The organism is Rahnella sp. NRRL B-41462, assembly GCF_003263525.1.
Classification (GTDB): domain Bacteria; phylum Pseudomonadota; class Gammaproteobacteria; order Enterobacterales; family Enterobacteriaceae; genus Rahnella; species Rahnella aceris.
The window spans coordinates 49,695-74,397 of record NZ_JYDF01000023.1 but is presented as its reverse complement, the minus strand read 5'-3'; the positions used below and the strand labels follow the sequence as shown (position 1 = coordinate 74,397).

Below are 24,703 nucleotides of genomic sequence, written 5' to 3'. Positions count from 1 at the left end.
CTTTATTTTCATGCAAATAATAATAATTATTTGATTATCCATGCCTGTTAATACCAAGACTATTCTTATAAAAATGCCTTTTTAACGTAAATTCGTGCAGATAAATCAGGGTAATTAGCATTTAAATCATTGTGGCTATCAGATAACTCGGATAAATATTAAAAAGTAAATTTTTCAATATGTTGAATTTACAGACAATTAAGAGAGGTGAATGCGCAATAAAAAACCAGCCTTTCGGCTGGTTGATGTTTTTTATGCGGGCTGCTGAAGCGCGGGAAGGTGAGCGGGTGAGTATTTTCTCTGCGGTAATATACAGGCCCCTGAGAGGAAAATATCCCAGGGGCTTGCCTTAACTCGCTTTGCGCCAGCGGCGGGTCAGCACTTTTTCTATTTCAACAATCACAAACAGCGCCACACCGATCATCAGGCCGATGATCCAATAGATGAACGGCAGCGGACGCGTACCGAACAGCGTGTTCATCAGCGGCACATAGATAATGATCGCCTGCAACGCAAACAGCACCAGGGTGACAATCCAGATGCCTTTATTGTGCAGCAGACCGCGGCTGAGCGAGAAGTTATCCGAATCGCGGCAGTTGATCATGTACACCCACTGCGCGGTAACCAGCGTCTGCAACAGCACGGTGCGGATAAATTCCGGCTCATAACCACGCGGCTGCAGCCAGGCTTCCAGCATGAAGGCGCTGATGGAAATCAGCAGCCCGACAAACGCCACGCGCCAGATGGCGTATTTATCCATGACGTGTGCGCTGACGTTACGCGGCGGACGGCGCATCACGCGGCTTTCAGCCTTCTCAAATGCCAGTCCGAAGGACAACGTGGCAGAAGTCGCCATGTTCATCCAGAGGATTTGCACGGGTGTTAACGGCAGCAGATTGCCCATCAGAATGGCGATAATGATCAGCAGCCCCTGCGCCAGGTTGGTCGGCATAATAAACAGGATGGTTTTTTTCAGGTTGTCGTAAACCCGCCGCCCTTCCCTGACCGCGTTGGCGATGGTGGCAAAGTTGTCGTCCACCAGGATCATGTCGGCGGATTCTTTGGTTACTTCCGTACCCTTAATCCCCATCGCAATGCCGACGTTGGCCTGTTTCAGCGCCGGTGCATCATTCACGCCGTCGCCGGTCATGCCGACAATTTCTCCGGTATCCTGCAACGCTTTCACCAGACGCAGTTTATGTTCCGGACTGGTGCGGGCGAAAATATCAAACTGCTTCGCCGCCGTTCTCAGTTGCGCGTCATCCATATGCTCCAGCTCATAGCCGGTGATGGAATTCTCGCTGTTACCGATGCCAAGCATTTTACCGATCGCCATCGCGGTTTCCTGATGGTCACCGGTGATCATCTTGACGCGGATCCCCGCCTGCTGGCATTCGCCAATCGCCACAATCGCTTCCGGCCGCGGCGGATCCATCATGCCGGCAATGCCGATCAGCACCATGCCGTGACTGAGTTCCGGATGATCGAGTGCAGCAACCGGCTGATCGACCGGCTTCCAGGCCGCTGCGACCATGCGTAATCCTTCACTGGCATATTGCGTGATCGCCGATTCCCAGTAGGCGTGATCCAGCGGCACCGCCCCTTCCGGCGTCTGCTGGAACTGACACAGTTTGAGCAGCACGTCCGGTGCGCCGGTCAGCATGATCTGCGACTGGCCATTTTTCTCACCGGCCACCGCCATATATTTATAGAGAGAATCGAACGGGATTTTACTGCTGAGGTTAAACGGCAATTCTGGCAAATGCGCCTTGGCTGCCAATACTTTCAACGCCCCTTCCGTCGGGCCACCGGTAATGCCCCAGTGCCCCTGCGCATCCTGCGACAGTGTGCTGTCGTTACAGATATCTACCGTACGCAGGAACTGGGTCAGCAAAGGCGAAGAATCCGCAGGCAGCGGCGACGCCGAACCGGCAATCGAGAAGCTGCCCATCGGCTCGTAACTGTTGCCTTCTACCGTCCAGACATTATCCGCCAGAATCACTGCCTTGACGGTCATTTCGTTCATGGTCAGCGTGCCGGTTTTATCCGAGCAAATCACTGACATCGCACCCAGTGTTTCCACCGTGGGCAGCTTGCGGATAATGGCTTTGGAACGCGCCATCGCCTGTACGCCGAGCGAAAGAATAATCGAAATGATCGCCGGTAACCCTTCCGGCACCGCCGCCACCGCCAGGCTGATCACTGACAGCAACAGCTCGGCAAACGGAATGTCGCGCAGCAGATAACCAAAAATCAGCAATGCCACCATCATGAACAGAATGATGACAAAAATGGATTTCCCCAGTTTATCTATCTGCACCAATAGCGGCGTTTTGTTGTCTTCAATGGAGGACAACATTTCATTGATATGGCCGAGTTCAGTCTGGCCACCGGTGGCAAATACCACGCCGCTGGCGGTACCGGAACTGACGGTGGTGCCTGAAAATGCGAGATTTTTACGGTCGCCAATCGACTTCTCACCTTCCAGCGCCCCGGTCTTTTTCGAAACCACGGTCGATTCGCCGGTCAGAATGGCTTCTTCGACACGTAAGTTATGCACGTCAATCAGACGTAAATCGGCAGGGATTTTGTCACCGGGGCGCAGCAGAACAATATCTCCCGGCACGATTTCATCGGTACCGACGGTGACCTGTTGTCCGCCGCGTAATACCAGCGCTTCACTGGAAAGCATATTCTGAATGCTTTTCAATGATTTCTCAGCATTATTTTCCTGGATGAAACCAATTAAAGCATTAATAACCGCCACACCTAATATCACCAGTGTATCAACCCAGTGCCCCATAATGGCCGTGACGACAGCGGCCGCTAATAATATATAGATAAGAATATCTTTAAAGTGCGAGATAAACTTAATAAACAGAGATTTACCTTCTTTTTGCGGCAGGACGTTAGGACCGTAATGGTGGAGTTTATTTTTCGCGTCTTCGGGTGAGAGCCCGTCAGGCCCGGACTGTAGCCCGGTAAGGCTTTCTTCTACGCTTTGCTGATACCACAGTGTTTCTGTTGTTTTATTCACGGAATATGGCGCTGGATTATTCATGATGCCTGACTCCTTGATCCCTGAAAGGGTTCATGAATGATGCGGGTAATGCAAGAATTGTGATGTTAATTTCTGGCAAGATACGTAAAGCTGTATAAACTATAATATACCGTGTTAAATAGTGTTAATTCCCGGCTTTGAAAAAACAATTAGATTAACAAAAACAACAGATAACCTGAGTCTCAATAAGAATAGGTCAGAGATATAATATATTGGCACAGCACATTAAATGTCCTTATATATTCTGTCTTAATTTATTATTTCGTGTGTTGTTTATGAGGGGAAGTATTATGGACATTCGTTTCTCTCCCGCTCTGCTCATCCTATTTCTGATAAGCGCCTGTGACCAGAAAGCCCCGGATACACCCTCCCCGCCCCGACAGGTTAAAATTGCGACGGCAGAAGCCGCCAGCCCGCTCAGCACCCGCGTTTTTCCGGCGCGCATTTTAGCCGGTGATAACACCGACATTGCTTTCAAACGTGCAGGCCAGTTGCAAACGCTGGACGTCCGCGAAGGCGAAGCGGTAAAACAAGGACAAATTCTCGCCCGGCTGACCAACAACGATGCCCGTCAGCGCCTTAACGATCGTCAGAGCGCCGCCACGCTGGCGCAGCGCCAGTTTGAACGTTATCAGACGCTGGCACGGCGCAACGTGGTGTCGCAGGCCGAACTCGAGGTGCATAAAGCCAGCCGGGATTCCGCCGCTGCCGCACTGAAAATTGCGCAGGAAGAACTTAACGATCTGAACCTCACTGCGCCGTTCAGCGGCGTCATTGCGCGGCTGTCTGTGCGCAATCATCAGGTTGTTGCCGCCGGTCAGCCGGTGGCAACCATAAGCCGTTCCGACGTGCTGGATGTGGTGTTCAGCGTGCCGGAAAATCTGTTTACCAGCCTGGATGTACGCAATGTCGATTACCGCCCGCGGGTGCGTATCAACAACCTTCCCGACCGGGAATTCACCGCAACCTATAAAGAACACACCGCCAGCAGCGAAGCCAATACGCTGACCTGGCAGGTGACGCTGGTCATGCCGCGTCCGGAAAACTTCCCGGCGGTGGCCGGATTAAGCGGCACCGTCACGGTTAATCCGGCCAATCTCGCCACGGCAACGCCGGTCAGTACGCTGGTTATCCCGGTCGAAGCCGTTTTTAATCCGGACAGCAGCCAGCGTAATGACGCGCACGTCTGGGTAGTGGCCGGTGAAGGCGATACCCTGCACGTCGAAGACCGTAAAGTCACTGTCGGTGAGCTGACGTCTCAGGGCATTGAAATCACCGCCGGGCTGCAAAAAGGCGACAGAGTGGTGGCGGCGGGCGTCGGGGAATTACACGCTCAGCAGCCGGTTCGCATCTGGACCAGAGAGCGGGGTCTGTGATGGGAATTAACGAAAGCTTCATTAATAATCCGACGCGCATCTGGCTGGTGATCCTGCTGCTCGGCGTGGGCGGGCTGATTGCGTTGTTCAATATCGGGAGGCTGGAAGACCCGGCGTTTACCATTAAAACCGCGGTGGTTGCCGTGCAATATCCCGGCGCGTCATCCCAGCAGGTTGAGGAAGAAGTCACGCTGCCGCTGGAAAATGCCCTGCAACGCCTGCCTTACGTCGATAATATTTCCTCGATTTCTGCCGTCGGCTTATCGCAAATCACCGTCAATATCGATTCCCGTTATCACTCCTCCGAACTGCCGCAAATCTGGGATGAACTGCGCCGCCGCGTCAACGACGCCACGTTGCAGTTTCCGCCCGGTGTCAGCCCGCCGTTTGTGAACGATGATTTCGGTGATGTATACGGCTATTTTTTCTCGATTTATGGCGACAACTTTAGCAACTCGGAACTGCGTAAATATGCCGAACAACTGCGCCGTGAACTGGTGCTGGTGCCCGGCGTGGGTAAAGTCGCGATTGGCGGAATCCTTCCTGAACAGGTCAACATTGAGATTTCACGGGCAAAAATGGCTGCTTATGGCGTCACGTTGCCGCGCCTTGCCGACGTGCTGAATCGCCAGAATATGGTGTCAGATGCGGGCAGCATGACGGTCGGCAGCGAGTCGATCCGTTTGCATCCGACCGGTGGCTTTGAAAATATTGACGAGCTGAATAATGTGCTGATCAGCCCCGCCGGTTCGACGCACAGCATTTATCTGCGTGATATCGCCACCATCTCGCAGGGGATCACCGATCATCCGGGCAATATTTATCACGCCAATGGCCGTAATGCGCTGACCATTGGTGTCTCTTATATTCCCGGCGTGAATGTCATGAACATTGGCCGGGCGATAGAAGCCAGAATGCATCAGCTTGAAGCCGATAAACCGGCCGGGATCCAGCTGAAAGTGTTTTACGATCAGGCTGCTGAAGTGAAGAAATCCGTCGATGGTTTCATCATTAACTTCCTGATGGCGCTGGCAATTGTGGTCGGCGTGTTGCTGATTTTCATGGGATTACGCAGCGGGATTATTATTGCCGTGTCGCTGGCGTTGAACGTGCTCGGCACGCTGCTGATCATGTATTTGTCCGGCATCGAACTGCAGCGCATTTCGCTCGGGGCGCTGATTATCGCGCTCAGTATGCTGGTGGATAACGCGATTGTGGTGGTGGAAGGCGTGCTGATTTCGCGCCAGCAGGGTAACCCGCTGATGAACGCCATCTCGCAAATCATTAAGCGTTCCGCGCTGCCGCTGCTCGGCGCGACGGTGATTGCCATTCTGGCGTTTGCGCCCATCGGGCTGTCACAAGATTCGACCGGTGAATACTGTAAATCGCTGTTCCAGGTGCTGCTGATTTCGCTGATGCTCAGTTGGGTGACCGCGCTGACGCTGACGCCGGTCCTGGTGAAATGGGCCTTCGCCAATATGAAAGTGGCGGATAAAAAACCGGACGAACAGATTGACCCTTACGGTGGCAGGATATTTCGCGTCTACCGGCGGATGCTTTCCGCACTGCTTGCACACCAGGCCCTCACGCTCAGCGTGCTGGCTGCGCTGCTGGTAGCTTCGGTATGGGGTTTCGGTGCCGTGCGGCAGAACTTTTTCCCTTCCTCTAATACACCGATTTTCTTCGTCGATTTGTGGCTGCCCTACGGCACGGACATTAATTACACCGCGCGCATCGCCGGTGAAATCGAAAAAGATATTAACAAGCAGGAAGGCGTGGAAAACACTGTCACCACCGTCGGTCAGGGCGGGATGCGTTTTATCCTCACCTACAACGGCCAGCGGCAATATTCCAACTATGCGCAAATTATGGTGCGCATGGATGACCAGCGAAAAATCGCCGCGCTGGCCCACAGCACCGAACAGAACATCCGCAATCATTATCCTGAAGTCAACGCCAGCCTGAAACGCATCATGTTCGGGCCGTCCGGTGACAGTGCGATTGAAGTGCGAATCAAAGGTTCCGATCCCGACCAGTTGCGTAATATCGCCAGTCAGGTGGATAAGATTATCCTCGATGACGGCGCGGCCGACGGGGTGCGTAATGACTGGCAGGATCGCAGCAAAATGGTTCGCCCGGTATTTTCGCCGTATCTGGGACGTGAACTCGGCGTGGACAAAGGCGAAACCGACAGCGCATTACAGATGAATTTCAGCGGCAGCACCGTGGGGATTTTCCGCGATGGCTCGACGCTGATGCCGATTGTTTTACGCCCGCCATCATCGGAACGACTGGATGTCGATCATATGGCCAATATCATGGTCTGGAGCCAGACGCGTCAGCAATTTATTCCGCTGAGTAACGTGGTCAGTGATTTTAAAGTTGAATGGGAAGATCCGCTGATCATGCGGCGCGACCGCTCGCGGGTGCTCACCGTACAGACCGATCCGGATCCGGCCCGCGGTGAAACCTCCGGCGATATGCTGGCGCGTATTAAACCGCAGGTTGAGGCGCTGAAATTACCGCACGGTTACAGCATCGAATGGGGTGGCGACGCGGAGAACTCCGCCGAGGCGCAGCAGGGGCTGTTTACCACCCTGCCGGTTGGTTTCCTGATGATGTTTATCATTACCGTCCTGATGTTCAGCTCGGTGAAAAACGCCATCGCCATCTGGCTGACCGTGCCGCTGGCCTTGATTGGCGTCACCTTTGGCTTCCTGCTGACCGGTATTCCGTTTGGCTTTATGGCGCTGATCGGCCTGCTCAGCCTGAGCGGGATGTTAATCCGTAACGGCATCGTGCTGGTGGAAGAAATTGGTCAGCAGAAAAAAGAGAAAAACCAGACCGACGCGATTATCTACGCGGCCACTTCGCGTCTGCGCCCGATCCTGCTGACGGCGTTTACCACCGTGCTCGGCCTCGCGCCGTTGTTGCTTGATGTCTTTTTCCAGAGCATGGCGGTTGTTATCATGTTCGGGCTGGGATTTGCCACCGTGCTGACGCTGCTGGCGCTGCCGGTGATTTACAACTGTTTCCATCGTGAAGGACAACGACGTACACAATGAACACCACGGGACTGAATATTATTAAAACGCTCGGCTGCCTGACCGCCGTGACCTTTTTCACCGTTTATAACACTTACGACAATTACAATTATAACTACGACACTATTCTGGCTTTCCTGACCTTTATTTCCACCATTGCCACACCGCTGTTTTTTGTGGTCACCGGTTATATGGATGCCGGTTCACAGCACACGGCAGAATGGCAACTGAAGAAAATACGCAGCATCTTAACCCTCTTCATTTTCTGGTTTTCGATTTATTATTTATGGGAGCCTTACCAGAAAGGTTATCTGATTCAGCCGTGGTTTATCTTTACGCTGGTGATTATTTACACCTTTCATCCGCTGGTGGAATGGCTGGCTAAAAGACGGGTCATTCTTGCGGCACTGGTCGCCAGCCTGCTGATTTTTTCCTTTGCGTATGATCTGCTGGCGATCTATTTCACTGACCATAAATCTTTTTCAACCCCCGCGCAGTTCCGCATCTGGACCTGGGTACTTTATTATCTGACCGGCCAGTTGTTATATGACCCGGTGGTTTCCGCCCTGTACGGTCGCCCGCGGGTGGCGAAAATCGCCGCCATCGCCATTCCTTTTGTCTATATTTTCACCTGGTATTATGAAAAACACTTCTTCTTTTCCATCTTCAACCTTGAGCGCAACAGCTTTATTCTGACCGGATCGCAGGTCTATATTCTGGTGGTATTGATCATTATCGCGGCCAATGGCGTGAAACAGGACGCCACGCGGTTGCCGGTCAGTGAAATGGTCAGTTCGCTGGGGAAAACCATGACCGGCGTTTATATTCTCCACTACACCTTTTTCAATTTATTAATCCAGTGGATCCCGATCAACTCCCTGACCGCCAAACTGTTCGTCATCCTGCTGACTTTCCTGCTTTCAGTGTTGTCTTCAATGCTGCTGCTGAAGAATAGCGTGACGAAGAAGCTGATTACGTTTTGAGAAGGCGGTCTGAGGCAGGGATCAAATATGAGCCCTGCAAATGGAGGGGCCTTATCAAGGATAATTAATTATCACGTTTATCTCTGCCAGTGATTTTATCAATCACCTTTGACAGAAAATAGAGGAACACCAGCCATACTCCGATACTGACAAACTTCACCGGCCAGGGTTCGATAAACATAATGCAAAGTATTGAGCCAATAACGATCAGTGGGCCAATAAGTGCTTCAAAAGCATGATGAATAGTGAAGGTGATAATCTTAGAGGCAATATTAAGTAAGGAGCGGATAAAGCGGATAAAAATATTATTATGCTGCATTAATCTTCTTCTCCACGCTATCCATAATTTTTATGAATGTGGGTTCACCTTGCGTCATTCTGACATGTATCGCGTCCACAAAGGGTTGGACTGAAGGCTTAAACAAAAAATATAGAAGGTCGTAATCCCTCGGTCTGAGGAGTTTATAGACTTCAGGATCCTCAGTTTCAAGAGCTTCTGATGTTCGTATTGAACGCTCTGTCATGCCTCCTATTAGCAAAACGCCGGTTAATGCAGATATCGGCTGATAGCGAAAACTGGCAGAGATGAAAGAGACTCGTTCTAATACTGAGGCAGTTATCAGCGCAATTATTATGTTGGTTCCCATTCGTCCAATGAATGAAGTAAAAACCGCCCTGTAAATTTTGTCTTGCTCAGTTTCTGAAACATATTTATTAAACTCGGTAAAAACCAGCTTAACGGCTTCAGAGATATGGTGATGATTCAGAATATCGTTTCTGATGGCATCCGCCATACGTATTCGCATCGTTTCATGTATGTAACGTGAACCGGTATCAAATATCCCATACACCATGTATCCAAAATCAACCGGAACGGTCAGTGCACCGTTTATCAGGCCATATACAGAATCAGGGGAAAGAATAATCCCGGCAATGCGCGTTGCAATATCACCAATGTCAGCCATGTCATCCCTTAGCCATTAATAATTCCCGCGCAAATTGTAGGGCATTAATAACTCAGCAACCAGACTCTTTATTGTATATATCTGCCGCGCAGTACCTCCGGGATCACAGATTGATCATTAACACAAAACCTTAACTCTGCTCCGATACCAGCACCGCCATGGTGTCCGGTTCCAGCGCGCGAAAGATATGTTCGACGTCGGCAGGATAGGAAATGTAATCTCCGGCATTCAGTTCCACCGGTGAGTCAACCAGGCCGACGAGGGCGCGTCCCTGGGTGATGATGATGTGCTCGACCGAGCCCTGCGGATGCGGGCTGGAGATACGGTCAGCGCCCGGTTGCGTGGTCAGCAGATAAATATCCCGGCGCGCAGCGGGCGGACAGGTCGCGAGTAATACCGCTTTATAATCCGCCAGTTCCGCCACTACCGCCGGACCTTCACCCCGGCGGATCACCTGCATTTTATTCACTTCCGGCTCCATCAGTCGCGCAAAAGGAATGTTCAGCGCCACACACAGCGCCCACAGGGTTTCCAGACTCGGATTCCCGTTGCCCGCTTCAAGCTGGGAAAGCGTCGATTTGGCGATACCGGCACGGCGGGCGACTTCCGCCAGTGACAGACCAGCCCGCTGGCGTTCACGAACCAGTCCCTTCGAAATAACACTAATAGGTTGTGACATAACCGCCTCATGATCAGTATAACGAACGATCGTTCGACTTGAAGAACGATGCAGATGCGTTCATTATAATGGATACTTGTTCGTTATGGGATGAAATTATGTCTGCGCGTTTCTTTTCACCGTTGGGGAATGATGTGCTTAAAGCCATCTTTCTGGTGTGTCTGGCCGATGGTCTGGTCGGCATTTCTTATGGCTCGCTGGCGGTCGCAGGCGGTTTCCCGCTGTGGGTGCCGCTGATGCTTTCGCTGCTGGTGCTGGCAGGGGCGTCGGAGTTTCTATTTATCGCCATCGTCGGCGGGGGTGGCAGCCCGTTTGCGGCGGCGGCGGCCGGATTGCTGGTCAATGCGCGCCATTTACCGTTCGGGATTGCGGTGAAGGATCTGGTCGGCAGCAAAGCCATGAGCTGGCTGGGTTGTCACATCATGAACGATGAAAGCGTGGTGTTTGGCATCTCGCAATCTACCCATGAAAAACGCAAAACCGCCTACTGGTTATGCGGTGCAGGTATCGCCTTATTCTGGCCGGTCAGTGTGATGGCCGGGGCGTACATCGGCCAGTTCATTCCGGATATCAAAGCCATCGGCCTTGATGCCGTGTTCCCGGCCATTTTGCTGGGGTTGATTTTCCCGGCGCTGCGCAGCCGCAGAACGCGCATACCCGCTACCTCCGGTGCGCTGATTTCGCTGGCTGCGGTGCCTTTCGTTCCGGCCGGTATGCCGGTGCTGTTTTCCCTGCTCGGATTGCTGGCGTGGAGGAACCGAAAATGACCTCACACAGCCTGATGATCGCGGGAATTGCGGTGCTCGCCGCCGGAACATTTCTGATGCGCGTGGCCGGTTACCGGCTGGGTTCACGCCTGAATTTCTCCCCTGCAACTCAGACAATGTTATCGGATGCGGCGACCACCTTATTGCTGGCGGTGGCCGCTACGTCGGCGCTGTTCGAAGGTCAGCATTTCGCCGGATACGCGCGGGTCACCGGCGTCAGCGTGGCGCTGTTTTTAGCCTGGAGAAAAGCGCCGCTGATGGTGATTATTATTGCGGCAGCAGCAGTGACGGCGCTGCTGCGCGGGTTCGGCATTCAGTAGGCAGAAACAAGAATGGCTCCCGCAGGAGCCATTTTCACACCAGTGATGAGTTACGCTACGTCTTCGTATTGCGGTACCGGATTGCGGAAGCTTTTGGTCATGCAGGCCAGATAGATAAAGCCGATTGCGCCCCAGATCAGGCCGAGCACCATCGAGCCTTCTTCCAGATTCACCCACAACGCACCAACGGTCAGCGCACCGCACAGCGGCAACAGCAAATACTGAATATGATCCACAACGGTTTTGTTGCGCTGCTCGCGGATCCAGAATTGCGAAATCACCGACAGGTTCACAAACGTGAATGCCACCAGCGCACCAAAGTTAATCAGCGCCGTGGCGGTGACCAGATCGAAATTAATCGCCAGCAAGGCAATGGCGCCGACCAGCAGCACGTTGAAAGACGGGGTGCGCCATGTCGGATGGATATAGCCGAAGAAGCGTTTCGGGAACACGCCATCACGGCCCATCACATACATCAGGCGGGAAACGCCCGCGTGGGCTGCCATACCGGAGGCCAGCACGGTGATGCTGGAGAAAATCAGCGCGCCAAACTGGAACGCCCGGCCTGCCACCTGCAGCATGATTTCCGGCTGTGAGGCGTCCGGGTCTTTAAAGCTGGAGATATCCGGGAAATAGAGTTGCAGGAAATAGGTCGCCGCAATAAAGATCACGCCACCAATTAAAGCGGTCAGGAATATCGCCCGCGGGATCACCCGTTCTGCGTCTTTGGTTTCTTCCGACAAATTACTGATGCCGTCAAAACCGGTGAAGGAGAAACACAAAATGGTCGCGCCGGTAATCATCGGCACGGTATGCGCATTTTCACCCCAGAACGGTTGGGTGCTGGCGAGCGTGCCATAGCCGGTGCCGTGATTTACGCCATAAATCACCATGCCGGTGATCACCGTGATCAGCACAATCTGCAAGACAACAACCAGCGTATTAATGTTGGCGACCGTTTTGATACTGCGCAAATTCGACAGCGTCATAAAGCTGACCAGTACCACGACAAATATCCACGACGGCACCGACGGCACCAGCGCTTCAAAATAGATTTTTGCCAGCAGAATATTGATCATTGGCGCGAATAAGTAATCAAGCAGCGACGACCAGCCGACCATAAAACCGACCACAGGATGAATGGCTTTTTGCGCGTAGGTATACGCAGAACCGGCGGAAGGATAGCGGCGCACCAGCTTGCCGTAACTCAGCGCGGTGAACAGCACGGCGATCAGCGCAAAAGCATACGCCGTCGGCACATGGCCGTCCGTCAGGCCGGAGACAATACCGAACGTATCGAACAGTGTCATGGGTTGCATATAGGCCAGACCTATCATGACAACCGGAATCAGCGTAAGACTTTTACGTAATTCCACGCGGGAAGGGGACCCTGTGACGAGGTTATCCGACATGATGTTGATTTCCCATGACGGAGAACGCTGCATATAAAGAGTGCTGCACCATTTATGATTCCTTGCGACAAGACTGTCGGTATCTGAAAGTAAATATCTATCCGGTACTTAGCCCGGCCTCTGGTATTTGAAGGTTTGCTTAATGAAAAATGCGTAGTTCAATGAACGAAAAATGAGTCATCCCCGTTTTGCGGGGCGCATATTTTGCCTTATTAAGTATTGAATTTACAAGCCGGATAAGAATAAACACGGTCAATAAATAAAACAGGCAGTCAAAACGAGCACGTATTGTCAAAGTCGTTTGCCGGTGGTTTTGCTAATTGTTTTTATCCTGTAAAACAAAAATGAATTCCCCGTTATTGCCGTTATCAAATATCGGCAGCGCGTGGGTGAAAATAACGACTGCGGCTATTAATCAACATTCATACAACATTCCGCCGGGTCCCGCTGCCCGGATTGGCGAATGGGCAAAATCTGAAAATTTGGCCTGTTGCGATGAGAGATGAATTTTCCTCGCTTTTGTGGTTAACAATTTGTGCTATAAATTTCATATAAGAAAAACCAATGTAGCCTCTTTTCCGCACAGCAAAGATTTTCGGAGTGCAACGTGTCTCTTTCTATTTCTGAATGGACGATGGCTAATGAGATTGAATGCTCGCACCTGACAGCGAGCAATTCTTCATTTCCGCGTCATACTCACGACGAATATGTCATCAGTGCCAATCTGACTGGTACGGAAGAAATCTGGCTGCACGGCAAAACCGAACTTGTGCGCGGCGGCGATATCACGATTTACAACCCGGCCACCGTTCAGTCGTCGCTGTTCGGTAACGACAAGGTCGAATTTCTCAGCGTGCATATTCCGCAGGCTTTACTGCGTCAGGTGTCGGTCGATCACAATCTGCGTTCCGATCACTGCGCGCCGGTGTTAACCGAAGGCGTGCTGAGTAATCCCGCGCTGTTTTCGGCACTGTGCCATTACAAACGCACGCTGAACGACGACGATCAGGAACAAAATTTGTTGTGGCTGCTGGGGGCATTGCTGGAAGAACCCGCCAGAGAGCAGGAACAGTCTTTGCGGCCGATTACGCTGGCGCTCGATTTTATGCGCGACCATCTGACCCGCAAAATCCATCTCGATACGCTGGCGCAAATCAGCGGACTGAGCAAGTTTCACTTTGTCCGCCTGTTCCGCCAGCACATCGGCATGCCGCCGCTGCAATACCATATGCAACTGCGTTTGCTCGAGGCCAGAAATCAGCTGCGTAAAAATAATAATGCGCTGGATGTGGCGATAGGGCTGGGCTTTTATGATCAAAGCCATTTCATCAATACGTTCCGTAAGATGATGGGGATCACTCCCCATCTTTATTCTCAGTCACTTCACGCGTCGCAGGTACTTATACCAAGATGAACTCCCGATAACCGCTGATCACCACATACAGCGCAAAGTAAGAGAAGATCGCCGCTGAGGCTACATACGAATATTTCAGCATTTTGGTGCCCAGCATTTTTCCGCCAAGGCTGCCGACGGAACAGATCACCATCGTCCAGAACACACCTGCAATAAAGAAGCCGCCCAGGAACCACGAGGCATTCGCCGTGCTTCCCTGCCCCATGCGGGAGATCAGTGCCCCGCCGACGGCGGCAAACCACAAAATAGCGGTGGGTGAAGACATCGCCAGTACGATGCCGCGACCAAAATTCCGAATAACAGAACGTGGCTGCGCGCTGTCACCGGCGCTCAGATCCTCCGCAGGCGCGAGTGCGGCGCGGATCATTTTGTAGGTAAACCACATCAGCATCAGTGAACCACCGACCCACAGCACCCAGCGCACGCTCTGGTATTGCAGCAAAATGGTCATCCCGGCCAGCGCCAGCACCGCGTAAATTAAGTCGCCGATGCAGGTGCCGATGCCCAGCCAGAATCCATGAAAATACCCCCGCTGCATCGCCAGTGTCATCATGGCGATATTAGCAATCCCAATGTCCAGACACAGCGACAGGCTGAGTAAAAATCCATTTGAAAACGGCATCATAACGGGACTCTCTTAATTAACTGGTTGTATTCAATCATGTCATTGGTTGTACCGAGGCGTGCCATCAGGATTTCGACATCTTCCGGATTAGTGTGCGGACAATGTTGCAGCATGAACGCCTGCGCACGCTCCGCATCGCCCCCCAGCAGCGCTTCGCTCATCAGGCGGGTCAGATCGGCCATTTGCGGGTAAAACAGCGCCGGATGGAAATCAAGCGTCTCCGCCGACAGCTCAATGCAACCGTGTTCGCGCAGATAGTTGAACTGGATCCAGGCCGCACCAGCATCCGGATAACTTGACGGGCCGCGGCGCAGATAGCGCAACATTTCGAGGAAATAGATCCGCGCCAGCACGGTCCGGTCGAGCTGCAAACCGGTGGCCACCTGCGGCGTGAGGCACATCAGCAAACCAAACTGATCGGCCAGCGCTTCCTGCACTATCATCGATCCCCAGCGATCAATTTTGCTGAGTTTCGGAAAGACGTTCTCGTTACGCACCAGAGAATGCCCGAGGTCGTGCCCGCGGAACCAGGCAATCAGATAACGCTGGCACACATCACTGTCTGGCAGCATGTCTTCGGCCCAGCCCATTTTGGCGGCTTCGGTACGTGAAAACAGCTCGAACAATTGCTGATACGTATTGGCAAACACCACCGTGCGTTTGACCGGCGAATACTTCAGCCCCTCGTCTTCCGGGAAGAAATAGGCAAAATGTTTCGGATAGGTATTGGCTTCACCGGCAATGCCAAAGAGGTTGATAATTTTGTATGCGCAGCCTGGCATCGCCAGTAAATCGGCGGCGATTTCCTTTTGCAGATACAGTAAGCTTTCCGGAAACAGGCTGTCCATCACGTCGGAAACTTCCTGCAAAACCGGGGCAGGTTCACCAAACCACGACGAATAAAAACTCTGTTTGGATTTCCCCACCCAGGTGGACGTGTTACCGATGCCCAGCACCAGTTGCTGTTCCTTCAGGCCAGCAATTTGCGGTAATACCGTTTTTCCGCAACTGTCATCTGCCAGCATTTCCGCCCGTAAAAACAGTCCGCGCCGGGTATCGGGATCCTCAAACAGCGGCGCTAAACGGAAACACTGAATCGACATCTCTTCACGCAGGGCATCCAGCAAACGGCTTTCACAGGCCGCTTCCAGCTGGTTGATGGCTTCGGTCAGACGCAGGCAATAATGAATCGTTTGCAAAGCTTTAGGACTTAAATTTTCCGGGGCATCCAGATCCATCATGGATACCTGATATGCCGGGGCGGCTGGCCAAAATGATGTCGTAAACATAGTTTCAAACCCTTGAGCGCAATGGAGAGAAACTACTTAAACACTCCCCTGCGGCGGGGTATTGGAAGAAATTGCGCATAAGTCTGCACGCCGGATATTGCCCCCGGCGACTACAGTTAATCTATCCCCGTTTCTTTTACCAGGTGCCTGACATCATGAGTTTCTCTCTGCGCCATTATCTGCACGTTCGTGGCCGTTTACTGATTTCTATTGTTGCTGGTCTGATTTGCTTCTTCGCGCTTCCCCCGCATCTGGGAATTTTGCAGCGGCTGATGATTGGCTGGAATGTGCTGGCATGGATGTATCTGTTTTTCCTGTGGTTTCGCATGCTTCGCACCGAAGCGAAGGATATCCCGCACATCGCTAAGACGCAGGATGAAAGCGCCAGTCTGGTGCTGACGCTGGTCACGCTCACCTGCCTGGTGAGCATTCTGGCGATCCTGATGGAACTCGGCTCCCTTAAAGCGCTGACGGGAAGCGCAAAAACCCTGCATATCTTGCTGACCGCGACTACGCTGATTGCCTCGTGGGCGCTGCTGCCGACCTCTTTCGCCATGCATTACGCGCATCATCACTATCTGCGGCAGACAAAAGACATCACGCCGATGATCTTCCCGGAAAAGCCTGAGCAGCCCGGCTACTGGGATTTTCTCTATTTCTCCTTCACCATCGCCGTCGCCTCACAAACCGCCGACGTCGCGACCGGCACCACCGATATGCGCCAGATTGCCCTGTTGCAGTCGGTCATTTCCTTTGTCTTTAATCTGGCGATTTTAGGGTTGTCCATTAACGTCGGAGCGGGATTACTGAGTTAACCCCCGGATTGAAGTAATGCGCTGTCATTGGGAGGATTTCCCGCAGAGTTCACTGTAAGTCAGAAAAGGTTTAATTTAGACTTCTATACGTCTAAAAGTTAGTGTAGGTTTTCACAATAAATTCCCATTCTGGTTACGTTTAAGGAACTCCATTTATGCGCACTCCGTTTGTAGCTGTGACTCTCCTTGCCGCCACACTGTTTTCTGCTGCCTCATTTGCCGGTGCGACGCTGGATCGCGTGACCCAAACCGGTGTGCTGCGCAATGCGATCGTTAACGATTACCCGCCATTTGGTTTTATTGATGATAATAACCAGTTGGCCGGTTTTGACGTGGATGTGGCGAAAGCGGTGGCGCAGCGCATGGGCGTAAAACTTGAAATCATCGCACCGGGCTGGGAAACGATTGTCGGCGGTAAATGGCAGGGTCGCTGGGATACCTGTATCTGCTCGATGACGCCAAACACCGAGCGCGCCAAAGTACTGGATTTTCCGACGCCGTATTACAACTCTCCGGCGGTCTTAGTGGTCAATAAGAAAGACGACCGCATTAAATCGGCGGCCGATCTGAGCAATAAAAAGATTGGCGTCGGCATTGGTTCAACCTACGAAACCTATCTGCAAAAAACGCTGGTGATCCCGGGCAGCAAGCCCATCACATTCCCGTTCGATAACGTACACGTGATCCCAAGTGACGAAGAAGTGGCGTTCCAGAATCTGGCGCTCGGGCCGGGTGTGCGCCTCGACGGCGTGGTGTCAGATTTAGCCACCGCGAATGCCCGCATCAAACGTGCGCCGGTGTTTAAAATTGTCACCGAGCTTTATGCTGAACCGAACTGGGTAGCCACCGACAAAGGTGACGCCGAATGGGACAAGAAAGTGGCCGATACCATCAAATCGCTGCGCGACGATGGCACGCTGGCGAAAATCTCTCAGCACTGGCTGGGTGAAGATATTACCCACGAGGTACCGTAATGCCACAAATCCCGGACAGCCAGCCGAAAGTGGAAACGCCGGAGCGCTGGCACCACGCACATGCGTTTAAATTTAAAACCGGGCTGACGTGGCTGATTTTGCTCAGCCTGCTGCTCGGCGCGTTCAGCAAAATGGGGCTGGACTGGAGCCTGATTGGGCAGAAATTGCCGTTCCTGCTTGGCCTGCGCCTGTCGCCGGACGGCTTTATTCAGGGCGCGGCGCTGACCATTATGATCACCGCCTGCTCGATGTTTTTCTGTCTGCTGATTGGCCTGATTACCGCGCTCGGCCGGATGTCTGAAAATGCGCTGGCGTTTGGTTGTGCGACGTTTTACGCCTCGCTGTTTCGCGGCACGCCGCTGCTGGTGCAGGTGCTGATTATCTATCTGGCGCTGCCGCAGGTGGGAATTGTGCTCGGGGCGCTCAGCTCGGGCATTATCGCTCTGTCGATGAACTACGGCGCGTATCTGGCGGAAACTATCCGCAGCGGCGTGCTCTCGGTGCCGCGCGGTCAGCAGGAAGCCGCGCTGGCGCTCGGCGTGTCACGCTGGACGGTGGCCGTTCACGTCACCGCGCCGCAGGCACTGCGCATCATTATCCCGCCCGCCGGTTCGATGTTTATTTCGATGCTGAAAGATTCGTCTCTGGTGTCACTGATGGGGCTGTGGGAGCTGAATTTTCTGGCGCAATCCTACGGGCGCAGCACCTATCGTTATATGGAAATGCTGGCGACTGCGGCGGCAATATACTGGATTATGTCGATCGTGCTGGAACTGCTGCAAAGCCGCCTTGAGCGCCGCTTTGCGCAAGGCCACCGCCGCTAAACTTTTTATTTTCAAATGCTCTGACTTCTTATCGCAGGTATATCATGGCTTTTCCTGAAGATTTCCGTTTAATCAGCTATCTCTCGCGCCTCGAACACGCTGTACGTTTTCCGCTGTCCTCTTCCTATCCTGAATCGATGAGCCTGGATACGTTATTTGAACTGGCAGGGAAAGAACACCGCGCGCCGTTCATGCAGACCATGCTGGATTATCCGCCACTGCGCGGAACGCCGGAACTGCTCGACGCCATCGCCTCGACCTATAAAAATGTCACCGCGCAGGACGTCATCAGTTTTGCCGGTGCCGACGAAGCGATTTACGCCAGTTTTCAGATGTTGCTCAAATCCGGCGATCACGCCGTGGTGATCACCCCAAATTATCAGTCGCTGGAAAGCGTGCCGTTATCGCTGTGTGACGTCACCGGCGTGGCGCTTGATGAAAATAACGACTGGGCGCTGGATACCGGCAAAGTCCGCGACGCGCTGCGCGCCAATACCAAAGTGCTGGTGATTAACTTTCCGCACAATCCGACCGGCGCGCTGATTAGCCGTCAGCAACTCGACGAACTGGTCGGGTTATGCCGCGATCGCGGGATCTGGATTTTCTCGGACGAAGTGTACCGGCTGACAGAGTTTGATCCGGCTGACCGGCTGCCGCAACTGGCGGATATTTACGAACGTGGCATTTCGCTGAACGTGACCTCCAAAGCTTACGGATTACCGGGGCTGCGCATCGGCTGGGTGGCCTGCCAGGATAAAGCGTGGATGCGGGAACTCGAGCGCATGAAGCAGTATCTGTCGATCTGTAATTCCATGCCCGGCGAGTTTCTCACCACGGTGGCACTCAATGCCCGCGCACCGATCCTTGAACGGGTGATGGAACGCTCGCGCCGCCAGCTCGTAACACTGACTCAATTTCTGGCGCAATACCCGCACCTGTTCAGGCTCAGCGTGCCGAAAGCCGGTGTGCTGGCGTTCCCACGTTTTACCGGTGAGCAAGGCGCAGAAGCCTTTGCCACACAACTGGTGGAAGAAGCCGGTGTGATGGTGATCCCTTCTGTCGCCTACGCATCAGAACTGAACAGGGTGTCGGAAGATTTCCTGCGTATCGGTTTTGGTCGCGAAAATCTTGATGAAGCACTGGGTGAAACGGGGAGATGGCTGGACAAACGCGGCCAGCAGGGATGAAAAAAATGGGCGCGGAAATCGCACCCATTTTAGTTTTCCCCGATGAACGGAAACCGGACTTGCCATTGATTTGTTAATGACTTACACGTTACTTACAGGCTTTGATCTCTTTCCACTGTGACCATTCGCCAGTGAACGACGGGTTACCTGGCTCATTGTTCTGAGTCCAGTAATTCGCGAGATACTCCTTACCTTTCCAGTTAACACTTTCTCCGCCGTTATACACTTTACCGGCATCCCAGTTGTCAGCGCAGCCGATGCTGGTGCCTTCATCAGGGATCGGCAATACCTTCGGTGTGACCGTCAGCACGTAGGTGGCCACACTGCTTTTCTTCCCGTCGGACACGGTGAGGGTAAAGTTGAAGCTTTGCTTAGCGGTGACCACGGGTGCGACAAAACTCAGCGATTCACGATCGTTACCGGCGAGGGTGGACCCGTTCGGCAGCAACCAGCTGTAGGTCAGTTTATCGCCGTCAGCGTCGGTAGATTCTGCTGCATTGAGCGTCACATTCGCCTGGCTTTCCACATCACCAATCGGACCGGAGAGTTTTGCCACCGGCGCTGAATTACCGTCAGCCGGGACTGGTGTCGGTTCCGGTGTTGGTGCTGGCGTCGGTTCAGGAGCAGGTGTCACCGCTTCTTCTTTACCGGCATCATCGACCACTTTCACGTTAAAGAAGTGCTGGACGCAGCGTTTGTAATCGCCCTCTTTGAACGCGGAGAACGGTGTCTGATAACCGACCAGCTGACAGGAATACGTCAGGCCAGTTGGCGTTTCTGATGACCATCCCCAGTCCTGTTCCCAGTACTGCGGCAGCGCACCGGCGCCACCTTCATCAAACTGTTTCATGTTTTTACAGCCCAGCACTTCATTAGCCGGAACCGGCACTTTCAGGTATTCCGCTTCGCTTTTGTAGTAGGAGATACGGTTCAGGCCCTGCGCGATTTCCTGCGAGCCACCGCACTCAACACCGCCATTGATGATCTGAATAGTCACGCCGAATCCCGGCACCAGACCGTTGGCTTTGTCACGATCGTTCGGCTGCCAGGTGCCGTCGATCACATGCAGCATGCTCGGCTTCGGTGCCTGCGGCGTGACGTAGAAGAATACCGCACTGGCAAGGTTCAGCCAGGTATCAGCCACCAGCTCCGGTTTATCCAGCAGGGTTCTGACCGTGCCGAACATCGCATCGGAGAACGGGCCGTAGTTATAGTTATAAGAAAGTTGTTTGGCACCGCGACCGAAGTAGCTGACAAAATCGCCGTCGGCATCTTTGCCGCAAGGCCAGGTTTGTCCCTGCCAGACATTCGGATTACATTCGCCGTTATAGCCGCCTTTCTGCCCTTCTTTCCAGCCCATTTCTCGCAGATAGACCAGCCCCTGACGCCATTCGGCTTCCGGGCGCCAGCTCTCGTGGCCGCCGGTTTCCTGTGCGAAGTGTGCAAACATGGTGGCAAGGCCCTTACGGCAAATGGCATCCGAATCGCGTCCGTCGGTATACGTTCCGCACACGGCTGGGAACTTGCCGATGGCCTGCAGGAATTTGGTGTAGGTATAGCTCGGGTCACGCAGCGGGAAAATGTGTTCCCACTTATCACTGCCCAGAATGCTGTCCACCCGCTTCACGTTAGCCGGGTTATCGCTGCGGCCGGGGGCGATTTTATCGACGGAAGCATTATCCAGTGTGCGGATAGACGCCTTAACCTCCTGCATCAGCGGGTTTTGAGTCAGGCTGTTTTCTTTTTTAATCAGATCACTTTCTTTGATGACATAGGGGTCCGACGTATCGGCTGCCATTGCCGGAGCAACACAGGCCATCAGACAGGAAAGTGTAATAAGATTCAAAAGGTATTTATCTTTAGTTCTGCGCATAAGGACAACCTTATATAAATAGTCGAAGTTAAATGCTGAAAGTTATTTTCTGCATAACATTAACCGGTCAGAGTTTCTGTACTACCCCCTGCCCTGTCAGTTAAAAGGCTAATCGCATAAGCGCATACAGGCTAATAAAAACAAAGCCATAAACATCATAAAAAACGGATGATATTTATCAAAAACCACTTATAAATTTATTCGAAGAACAATAAAAAATGCGGACTGATCACCCGGAATCAGTCCACATACTTATGAACAAACTTTGAATACTTAGTGAATAAAGTTGTTTACCGTTGGGCCAGTGTAAAAGTTCCCGCTAATTTTTTCACCCGGTCCCCTGCCAGAATTAATAGTGGCCCGCCTAACACACCGCCTATACCGGAGGTCATCAGGATCATATTAAAACCCATATCCCTTTCGATGAAAACAATGCTTAGCAGGAAACCTGTGAAACACGACACAACGATTTGCGCAAAACATTTATAAACATCCTCCACAGTGGGCTTACTTTTGCAGCGCATGATAAATCGCACCAGGCCACCCCAGGATGACATAACTAATATAGAAACTAATAACTCAAATTCTATAAACACAACTTCTTTAGCATGAAGACTGATCATGACGAAAACCTCATAGATTAATTAATAAAGATTGAGATAACTGCGACAATGATAATCCGGCCATCATCAAAGCCATAATCACTTCAGATCAATAATTAATTTTGATAATCCGGTGCTGATTTTTTATTAAAAAAAAATCATTAAAAAATAAACAAACACTCTCTTAAATCACGTTAACCGCATTTCTTGCCACATCCTTCATATTGATTCCGCGCTTTTCAGCTGTGACATCACCAGATGAACATAGCGTCGCTTACTGCTGTTTGAAAGGTAATTCATGTAGACCGGAGAGTCCTTTATTGAAATTTCTTTAGGTAGATCAAAGCACTTTAACTTGCAATGCCGCTCCCTGATAAAGTAATCCGCCAGCACCCTGGGTAACACAGTGAGCATATCACTGCGTTCGAGCGCGCTGATGATACCGTTGATGGAAGAAGAGCGGTAAATGACTTTAACCAGACCCGCGTAAGGTGCATTAATCGTCAACGTCGTGCCGAGAAGACCGGTAAAATCATTATAAATACCGTCGTTATAGACAGCGTGAGGTAATGCGTAGTAATGCATTAACGCCAGTTCTCTCTGGTTGGACAATAAACTGCTGGCACCGCACAGGATAACAAACTCATCCATGGCATCAATTTTTATTGAGGTGATTTTCTCATGATTCAGAGCATGATGCGAAATAACAACATCGATATTTGCCTGTAACAAACTCCTTACCATTTCATCACTCTTAATATTCGTTGAATTAGAAAATTCGACCTTTACTGACTTTCCACTTTCGTTCTTATACATCCGGTTAAAATAATAGTCCTCCAGAACATCCGGACACATTACCCGCAATATGGCACCCGATGGCCCTTCGGTTCTTGAGGACTGTAAAACATCTTCAATAATCGTAATGGCGTTGACAAAAGAATCATGGATATCCAGCGCAGTGGCGGTGGGTTTCAGACCCGTGGCCGTGCGGTAAAACAGTTCTTCACCCAGATGTCGTCTGAGCTTATTTATCGATAAGCTTACTGCAGAAGGTGTAAGATTCAGATTTTCTGCTGCTTTTGAAATATTCCCAGAAACAATCACTTCATTCATTATCTTGATAAGATTGTAATCAAAGTTAATTGTACTTGACTCGTTCATTATTTACTCTCCAGATAAAGGGGGCGTTTGCTTCGAAATAAATAATACAGCTCTTTATGCATTCAGTTTTCATAAAAATCCACCTTTAATATTGTGAAGCGTTTTGAGTTGCGTGCGTATTAATCACATATTCCGAGCATATTTAAAGCGTTATCCGCCCCTTCATCCAGCCGTAAACAAACGACTCATTCGCACTACGCCCTTCTGCCAACTCCAGGTAACGTTGCCCCTGACTGCAATTAATAGAAGTGATTAACACGCCCGCTCCCTCGGTGCCACGCTTCTCAATGAACTGTGTTAACGCCTTTAGCGTACCGGGGCCGATTTTGCCGTCCACGACGATATCACCATAATATGCTTCACCGTGATTAAATACATTCAGCCAGCGCTGCAACCATCGGATACCCACTGCCGGTCCCATGTTGGTGCCGGTGTCGCACAGTTCCAGCGCCAGACCTGGCGCAATGGCATACACTTTGTCGAATCCCGGCTGATACCAGTAATTCTTTTCAAGGATCAGATAAGCATCTTCTTTCGTGAAATCGGTCATTTTTCCGGTATAGCCATAACTGCGGGCCGTTTTTTCGGTGATACCCCAATGCGTCGGGCCACCGGTATCATTCGGGTGGTCTACATAGCCACCTTCGTTTTTCAGTACGGAATTAATCACAGGGTTGGTAAACATAAGGTCTTCCTCCGGACAACAGTTAAAGTTGAAACGTCAGAAACAACGCGGTACCGATTAACAGTACCGACACCAAAAAACCAAACATCAGTATCCACGGTCTGAGGTTCTTAACCGGTGATACCTTCTCTTCCATGACTTCCACAGTGGCCGAGGTACTGACACGAATGCCTGATTTCGGCACAGTAATGAAGAATTCATCCAGCCCGGCAAATTTAAGATCGCGGCGGATTAAATAAAGGGTCTGGGTCAAACTGGCATCGCTGGTGAATTTACTGCGGCTTCCCCATAACGCGACAGAGATGGCCTCTTTTTCGATCACTTCATCTTTTGCATGTTCAATAATATAACTCAGGCAACGTGATCTCATTGAAGTCAGTTTAATATTCACATCACTGTGAAGTTTTTTAAACTCCTTGGTTTTTTCATTAAAGACATATTCGCCATTTATAAGATATACAGCCATCATCCTCTCTCCTCCATTATTTCAGCCATTTGTACCTACCCCTTAATCTTTGCTGATGATTAAGCGTATCTGTTTTTATTATTTTCACCACAGGCAATAGGATTAATATTAAGTATTTTAGTTAAGATGTGACTGAATCAAAAAAAACGGGGGGATATTAAGTAAAACTCAAAAACCACTT

At 51.5% G+C, this 24,703-nt stretch carries 22 protein-coding genes; 10 read left to right on the top strand and 12 right to left on the bottom strand.

Annotated features, from left to right (window positions below; all coding sequences use genetic code 11):
• Positions 1-349: 349 nt before the first annotated feature.
• Positions 350-3,061: a cation-transporting P-type ATPase gene (locus UC14_RS07465; protein ID WP_112197488.1), complete on the bottom strand. Its 2,712-nt coding sequence runs from the start codon at positions 3,059-3,061 to the stop codon at positions 350-352.
• 290 nt (positions 3,062-3,351) lie between these two features.
• Between UC14_RS07465 and UC14_RS07460 the strand changes: the two genes are divergently transcribed.
• Genes UC14_RS07460 through UC14_RS07450 form a run of 3 tightly spaced genes read left to right on the top strand, consistent with a single transcriptional unit; the run spans position 3,352 to position 8,464 of the window.
• The gene (locus UC14_RS07460) at positions 3,352-4,437 is read left to right on the top strand and encodes an efflux RND transporter periplasmic adaptor subunit (RefSeq protein WP_015690378.1); all 1,086 of its coding nucleotides are present in this window, start codon (positions 3,352-3,354) and stop codon (positions 4,435-4,437) included.
• Complete coding sequence (locus UC14_RS07455) at positions 4,437-7,502, top strand: efflux RND transporter permease subunit (protein ID WP_112197487.1); 3,066 nt, start codon at positions 4,437-4,439, stop codon at positions 7,500-7,502. The genes UC14_RS07460 and UC14_RS07455 overlap by 1 nt, the downstream gene beginning before the upstream one ends.
• On the top strand, positions 7,499-8,464 hold the full coding sequence (locus UC14_RS07450) for an acyltransferase (protein ID WP_013576891.1): 966 nt from the start codon (positions 7,499-7,501) through the stop codon (positions 8,462-8,464). Before UC14_RS07455 ends, UC14_RS07450 begins: the two co-directional genes overlap by 4 nt.
• 64 nt (positions 8,465-8,528) lie before the next feature.
• Here UC14_RS07450 and UC14_RS07445 read toward each other — a convergent pair whose 3' ends face one another.
• From UC14_RS07445 to UC14_RS07435, 3 genes are all read right to left on the bottom strand, one after another.
• Positions 8,529-8,783 carry a hypothetical protein gene (locus UC14_RS07445; RefSeq protein ID WP_112197486.1) on the bottom strand — a complete coding sequence of 85 codons (255 nt, stop codon included), beginning with the start codon at positions 8,781-8,783 and terminating at the stop codon, positions 8,529-8,531.
• Positions 8,773-9,429, bottom strand: a complete 657-nt coding sequence (locus UC14_RS07440; protein ID WP_112197485.1) for a hypothetical protein — start codon at positions 9,427-9,429, stop codon at positions 8,773-8,775. The genes UC14_RS07445 and UC14_RS07440 overlap by 11 nt, the downstream gene beginning before the upstream one ends.
• Positions 9,430-9,559: 130 nt before the next feature.
• Entirely contained in the window at positions 9,560-10,108 is a 549-nt protein-coding gene (locus UC14_RS07435; protein WP_013576895.1) for a helix-turn-helix domain-containing protein, read from the bottom strand.
• Positions 10,109-10,206: 98 nt separating this feature from the next.
• On the opposite strand from UC14_RS07435, the gene UC14_RS07430 reads away from it, so the two are divergent.
• Positions 10,207-10,875 (top strand): AzlC family ABC transporter permease, encoded by a 669-nt coding sequence (locus tag UC14_RS07430; protein ID WP_013576896.1) that lies wholly within the window; start codon positions 10,207-10,209, stop codon positions 10,873-10,875.
• Positions 10,872-11,195, top strand: coding sequence for an AzlD domain-containing protein (locus tag UC14_RS07425; protein ID WP_013576897.1), 324 nt, complete (start codon positions 10,872-10,874; stop codon positions 11,193-11,195). Before UC14_RS07430 ends, UC14_RS07425 begins: the two co-directional genes overlap by 4 nt.
• A gap of 50 nt (positions 11,196-11,245) precedes the next feature.
• On the opposite strand, the gene UC14_RS07420 is transcribed toward UC14_RS07425, so the two are convergent.
• Complete coding sequence (locus UC14_RS07420; RefSeq protein ID WP_013576898.1) at positions 11,246-12,607, bottom strand: APC family permease; 1,362 nt, start codon at positions 12,605-12,607, stop codon at positions 11,246-11,248.
• 607 nt (positions 12,608-13,214) lie between these two features.
• On the opposite strand from UC14_RS07420, the gene UC14_RS07415 reads away from it, so the two are divergent.
• Complete coding sequence (locus UC14_RS07415) at positions 13,215-14,021, top strand: AraC family transcriptional regulator (protein ID WP_013576899.1); 807 nt, start codon at positions 13,215-13,217, stop codon at positions 14,019-14,021.
• On the opposite strand, the gene UC14_RS07410 is transcribed toward UC14_RS07415, so the two are convergent.
• Positions 14,008-14,646 carry a LysE family translocator gene (locus UC14_RS07410; RefSeq protein ID WP_013576900.1) on the bottom strand — a complete coding sequence of 213 codons (639 nt, stop codon included), beginning with the start codon at positions 14,644-14,646 and terminating at the stop codon, positions 14,008-14,010. The two genes, UC14_RS07415 and UC14_RS07410, sit on opposite strands and share 14 nt — an antisense overlap.
• Positions 14,643-15,935 (bottom strand): hypothetical protein, encoded by a 1,293-nt coding sequence (locus UC14_RS07405; protein ID WP_112197484.1) that lies wholly within the window; start codon positions 15,933-15,935, stop codon positions 14,643-14,645. Before UC14_RS07405 ends, UC14_RS07410 begins: the two co-directional genes overlap by 4 nt.
• Positions 15,936-16,090: 155 nt before the next feature.
• Here UC14_RS07405 and UC14_RS07400 point away from each other — a divergent pair, with 155 nt between their 5' ends.
• The 4 genes from UC14_RS07400 (at position 16,091) to UC14_RS07385 (ending at position 19,735) form a co-directional block, all read left to right on the top strand.
• A complete protein-coding gene (locus tag UC14_RS07400; RefSeq protein ID WP_013576902.1) occupies positions 16,091-16,750 on the top strand; it encodes a DUF1345 domain-containing protein in 660 nt (219 codons plus the stop codon).
• A 155-nt stretch (positions 16,751-16,905) separates the two neighbouring features.
• Entirely contained in the window at positions 16,906-17,724 is an 819-nt protein-coding gene (locus UC14_RS07395; RefSeq protein ID WP_015690384.1) for a transporter substrate-binding domain-containing protein, read from the top strand.
• Positions 17,724-18,548: an amino acid ABC transporter permease gene (locus UC14_RS07390; RefSeq protein WP_037033345.1), complete on the top strand. Its 825-nt coding sequence runs from the start codon at positions 17,724-17,726 to the stop codon at positions 18,546-18,548. Before UC14_RS07395 ends, UC14_RS07390 begins: the two co-directional genes overlap by 1 nt.
• A gap of 44 nt (positions 18,549-18,592) precedes the next feature.
• Positions 18,593-19,735: an aminotransferase class I/II-fold pyridoxal phosphate-dependent enzyme gene (locus UC14_RS07385; protein ID WP_112197483.1), complete on the top strand. Its 1,143-nt coding sequence runs from the start codon at positions 18,593-18,595 to the stop codon at positions 19,733-19,735.
• 88 nt (positions 19,736-19,823) lie between these two features.
• On the opposite strand, the gene UC14_RS07380 is transcribed toward UC14_RS07385, so the two are convergent.
• The 5 genes from UC14_RS07380 to UC14_RS07360 form a co-directional block, all read right to left on the bottom strand.
• A complete protein-coding gene (locus UC14_RS07380; protein WP_112197482.1) occupies positions 19,824-21,608 on the bottom strand; it encodes a chitinase in 1,785 nt (594 codons plus the stop codon).
• Positions 21,609-21,898: 290 nt separating this feature from the next.
• Positions 21,899-22,231, bottom strand: a complete 333-nt coding sequence (locus UC14_RS07375; RefSeq protein WP_015690388.1) for a phage holin family protein — start codon at positions 22,229-22,231, stop codon at positions 21,899-21,901.
• A 198-nt stretch (positions 22,232-22,429) separates the two neighbouring features.
• A complete protein-coding gene (locus tag UC14_RS07370; RefSeq protein ID WP_013576908.1) occupies positions 22,430-23,371 on the bottom strand; it encodes a LysR family transcriptional regulator in 942 nt (313 codons plus the stop codon).
• A 142-nt stretch (positions 23,372-23,513) separates the two neighbouring features.
• Complete coding sequence (locus UC14_RS07365; protein WP_015690389.1) at positions 23,514-24,056, bottom strand: glycoside hydrolase family 108 protein; 543 nt, start codon at positions 24,054-24,056, stop codon at positions 23,514-23,516.
• Between the two features lie 22 nt (positions 24,057-24,078).
• Positions 24,079-24,522 (bottom strand): transcriptional regulator, encoded by a 444-nt coding sequence (locus UC14_RS07360; protein WP_228388988.1) that lies wholly within the window; start codon positions 24,520-24,522, stop codon positions 24,079-24,081.
• Positions 24,523-24,703: the final 181 nt, after the last annotated feature.

Coding starts and splice junctions, on each gene's coding strand:
- UC14_RS07370 (WP_013576908.1), bottom strand. CDS start 23,371: ATGAACGAGTCAAGTACAATTAACTTTGATTACAATCTTATCAAGATA.
- UC14_RS07395 (WP_015690384.1), top strand. CDS start 16,906: ATGCGCACTCCGTTTGTAGCTGTGACTCTCCTTGCCGCCACACTGTTT.
- UC14_RS07455 (WP_112197487.1), top strand. CDS start 4,437: ATGGGAATTAACGAAAGCTTCATTAATAATCCGACGCGCATCTGGCTG.
- UC14_RS07445 (WP_112197486.1), bottom strand. CDS start 8,783: ATGCAGCATAATAATATTTTTATCCGCTTTATCCGCTCCTTACTTAAT.
- UC14_RS07405 (WP_112197484.1), bottom strand. CDS start 15,935: ATGTTTACGACATCATTTTGGCCAGCCGCCCCGGCATATCAGGTATCC.
- UC14_RS07410 (WP_013576900.1), bottom strand. CDS start 14,646: ATGATGCCGTTTTCAAATGGATTTTTACTCAGCCTGTCGCTGTGTCTG.
- UC14_RS07460 (WP_015690378.1), top strand. CDS start 3,352: ATGGACATTCGTTTCTCTCCCGCTCTGCTCATCCTATTTCTGATAAGC.
- UC14_RS07385 (WP_112197483.1), top strand. CDS start 18,593: ATGGCTTTTCCTGAAGATTTCCGTTTAATCAGCTATCTCTCGCGCCTC.
- UC14_RS07360 (WP_228388988.1), bottom strand. CDS start 24,522: ATGGCTGTATATCTTATAAATGGCGAATATGTCTTTAATGAAAAAACC.
- UC14_RS07425 (WP_013576897.1), top strand. CDS start 10,872: ATGACCTCACACAGCCTGATGATCGCGGGAATTGCGGTGCTCGCCGCC.
- UC14_RS07390 (WP_037033345.1), top strand. CDS start 17,724: ATGCCACAAATCCCGGACAGCCAGCCGAAAGTGGAAACGCCGGAGCGC.
- UC14_RS07465 (WP_112197488.1), bottom strand. CDS start 3,061: ATGAATAATCCAGCGCCATATTCCGTGAATAAAACAACAGAAACACTG.
- UC14_RS07400 (WP_013576902.1), top strand. CDS start 16,091: ATGAGTTTCTCTCTGCGCCATTATCTGCACGTTCGTGGCCGTTTACTG.
- UC14_RS07380 (WP_112197482.1), bottom strand. CDS start 21,608: ATGCGCAGAACTAAAGATAAATACCTTTTGAATCTTATTACACTTTCC.
- UC14_RS07375 (WP_015690388.1), bottom strand. CDS start 22,231: ATGATCAGTCTTCATGCTAAAGAAGTTGTGTTTATAGAATTTGAGTTA.
- UC14_RS07430 (WP_013576896.1), top strand. CDS start 10,207: ATGTCTGCGCGTTTCTTTTCACCGTTGGGGAATGATGTGCTTAAAGCC.
- UC14_RS07450 (WP_013576891.1), top strand. CDS start 7,499: ATGAACACCACGGGACTGAATATTATTAAAACGCTCGGCTGCCTGACC.
- UC14_RS07435 (WP_013576895.1), bottom strand. CDS start 10,108: ATGTCACAACCTATTAGTGTTATTTCGAAGGGACTGGTTCGTGAACGC.
- UC14_RS07420 (WP_013576898.1), bottom strand. CDS start 12,607: ATGTCGGATAACCTCGTCACAGGGTCCCCTTCCCGCGTGGAATTACGT.
- UC14_RS07440 (WP_112197485.1), bottom strand. CDS start 9,429: ATGGCTGACATTGGTGATATTGCAACGCGCATTGCCGGGATTATTCTT.
- UC14_RS07365 (WP_015690389.1), bottom strand. CDS start 24,056: ATGTTTACCAACCCTGTGATTAATTCCGTACTGAAAAACGAAGGTGGC.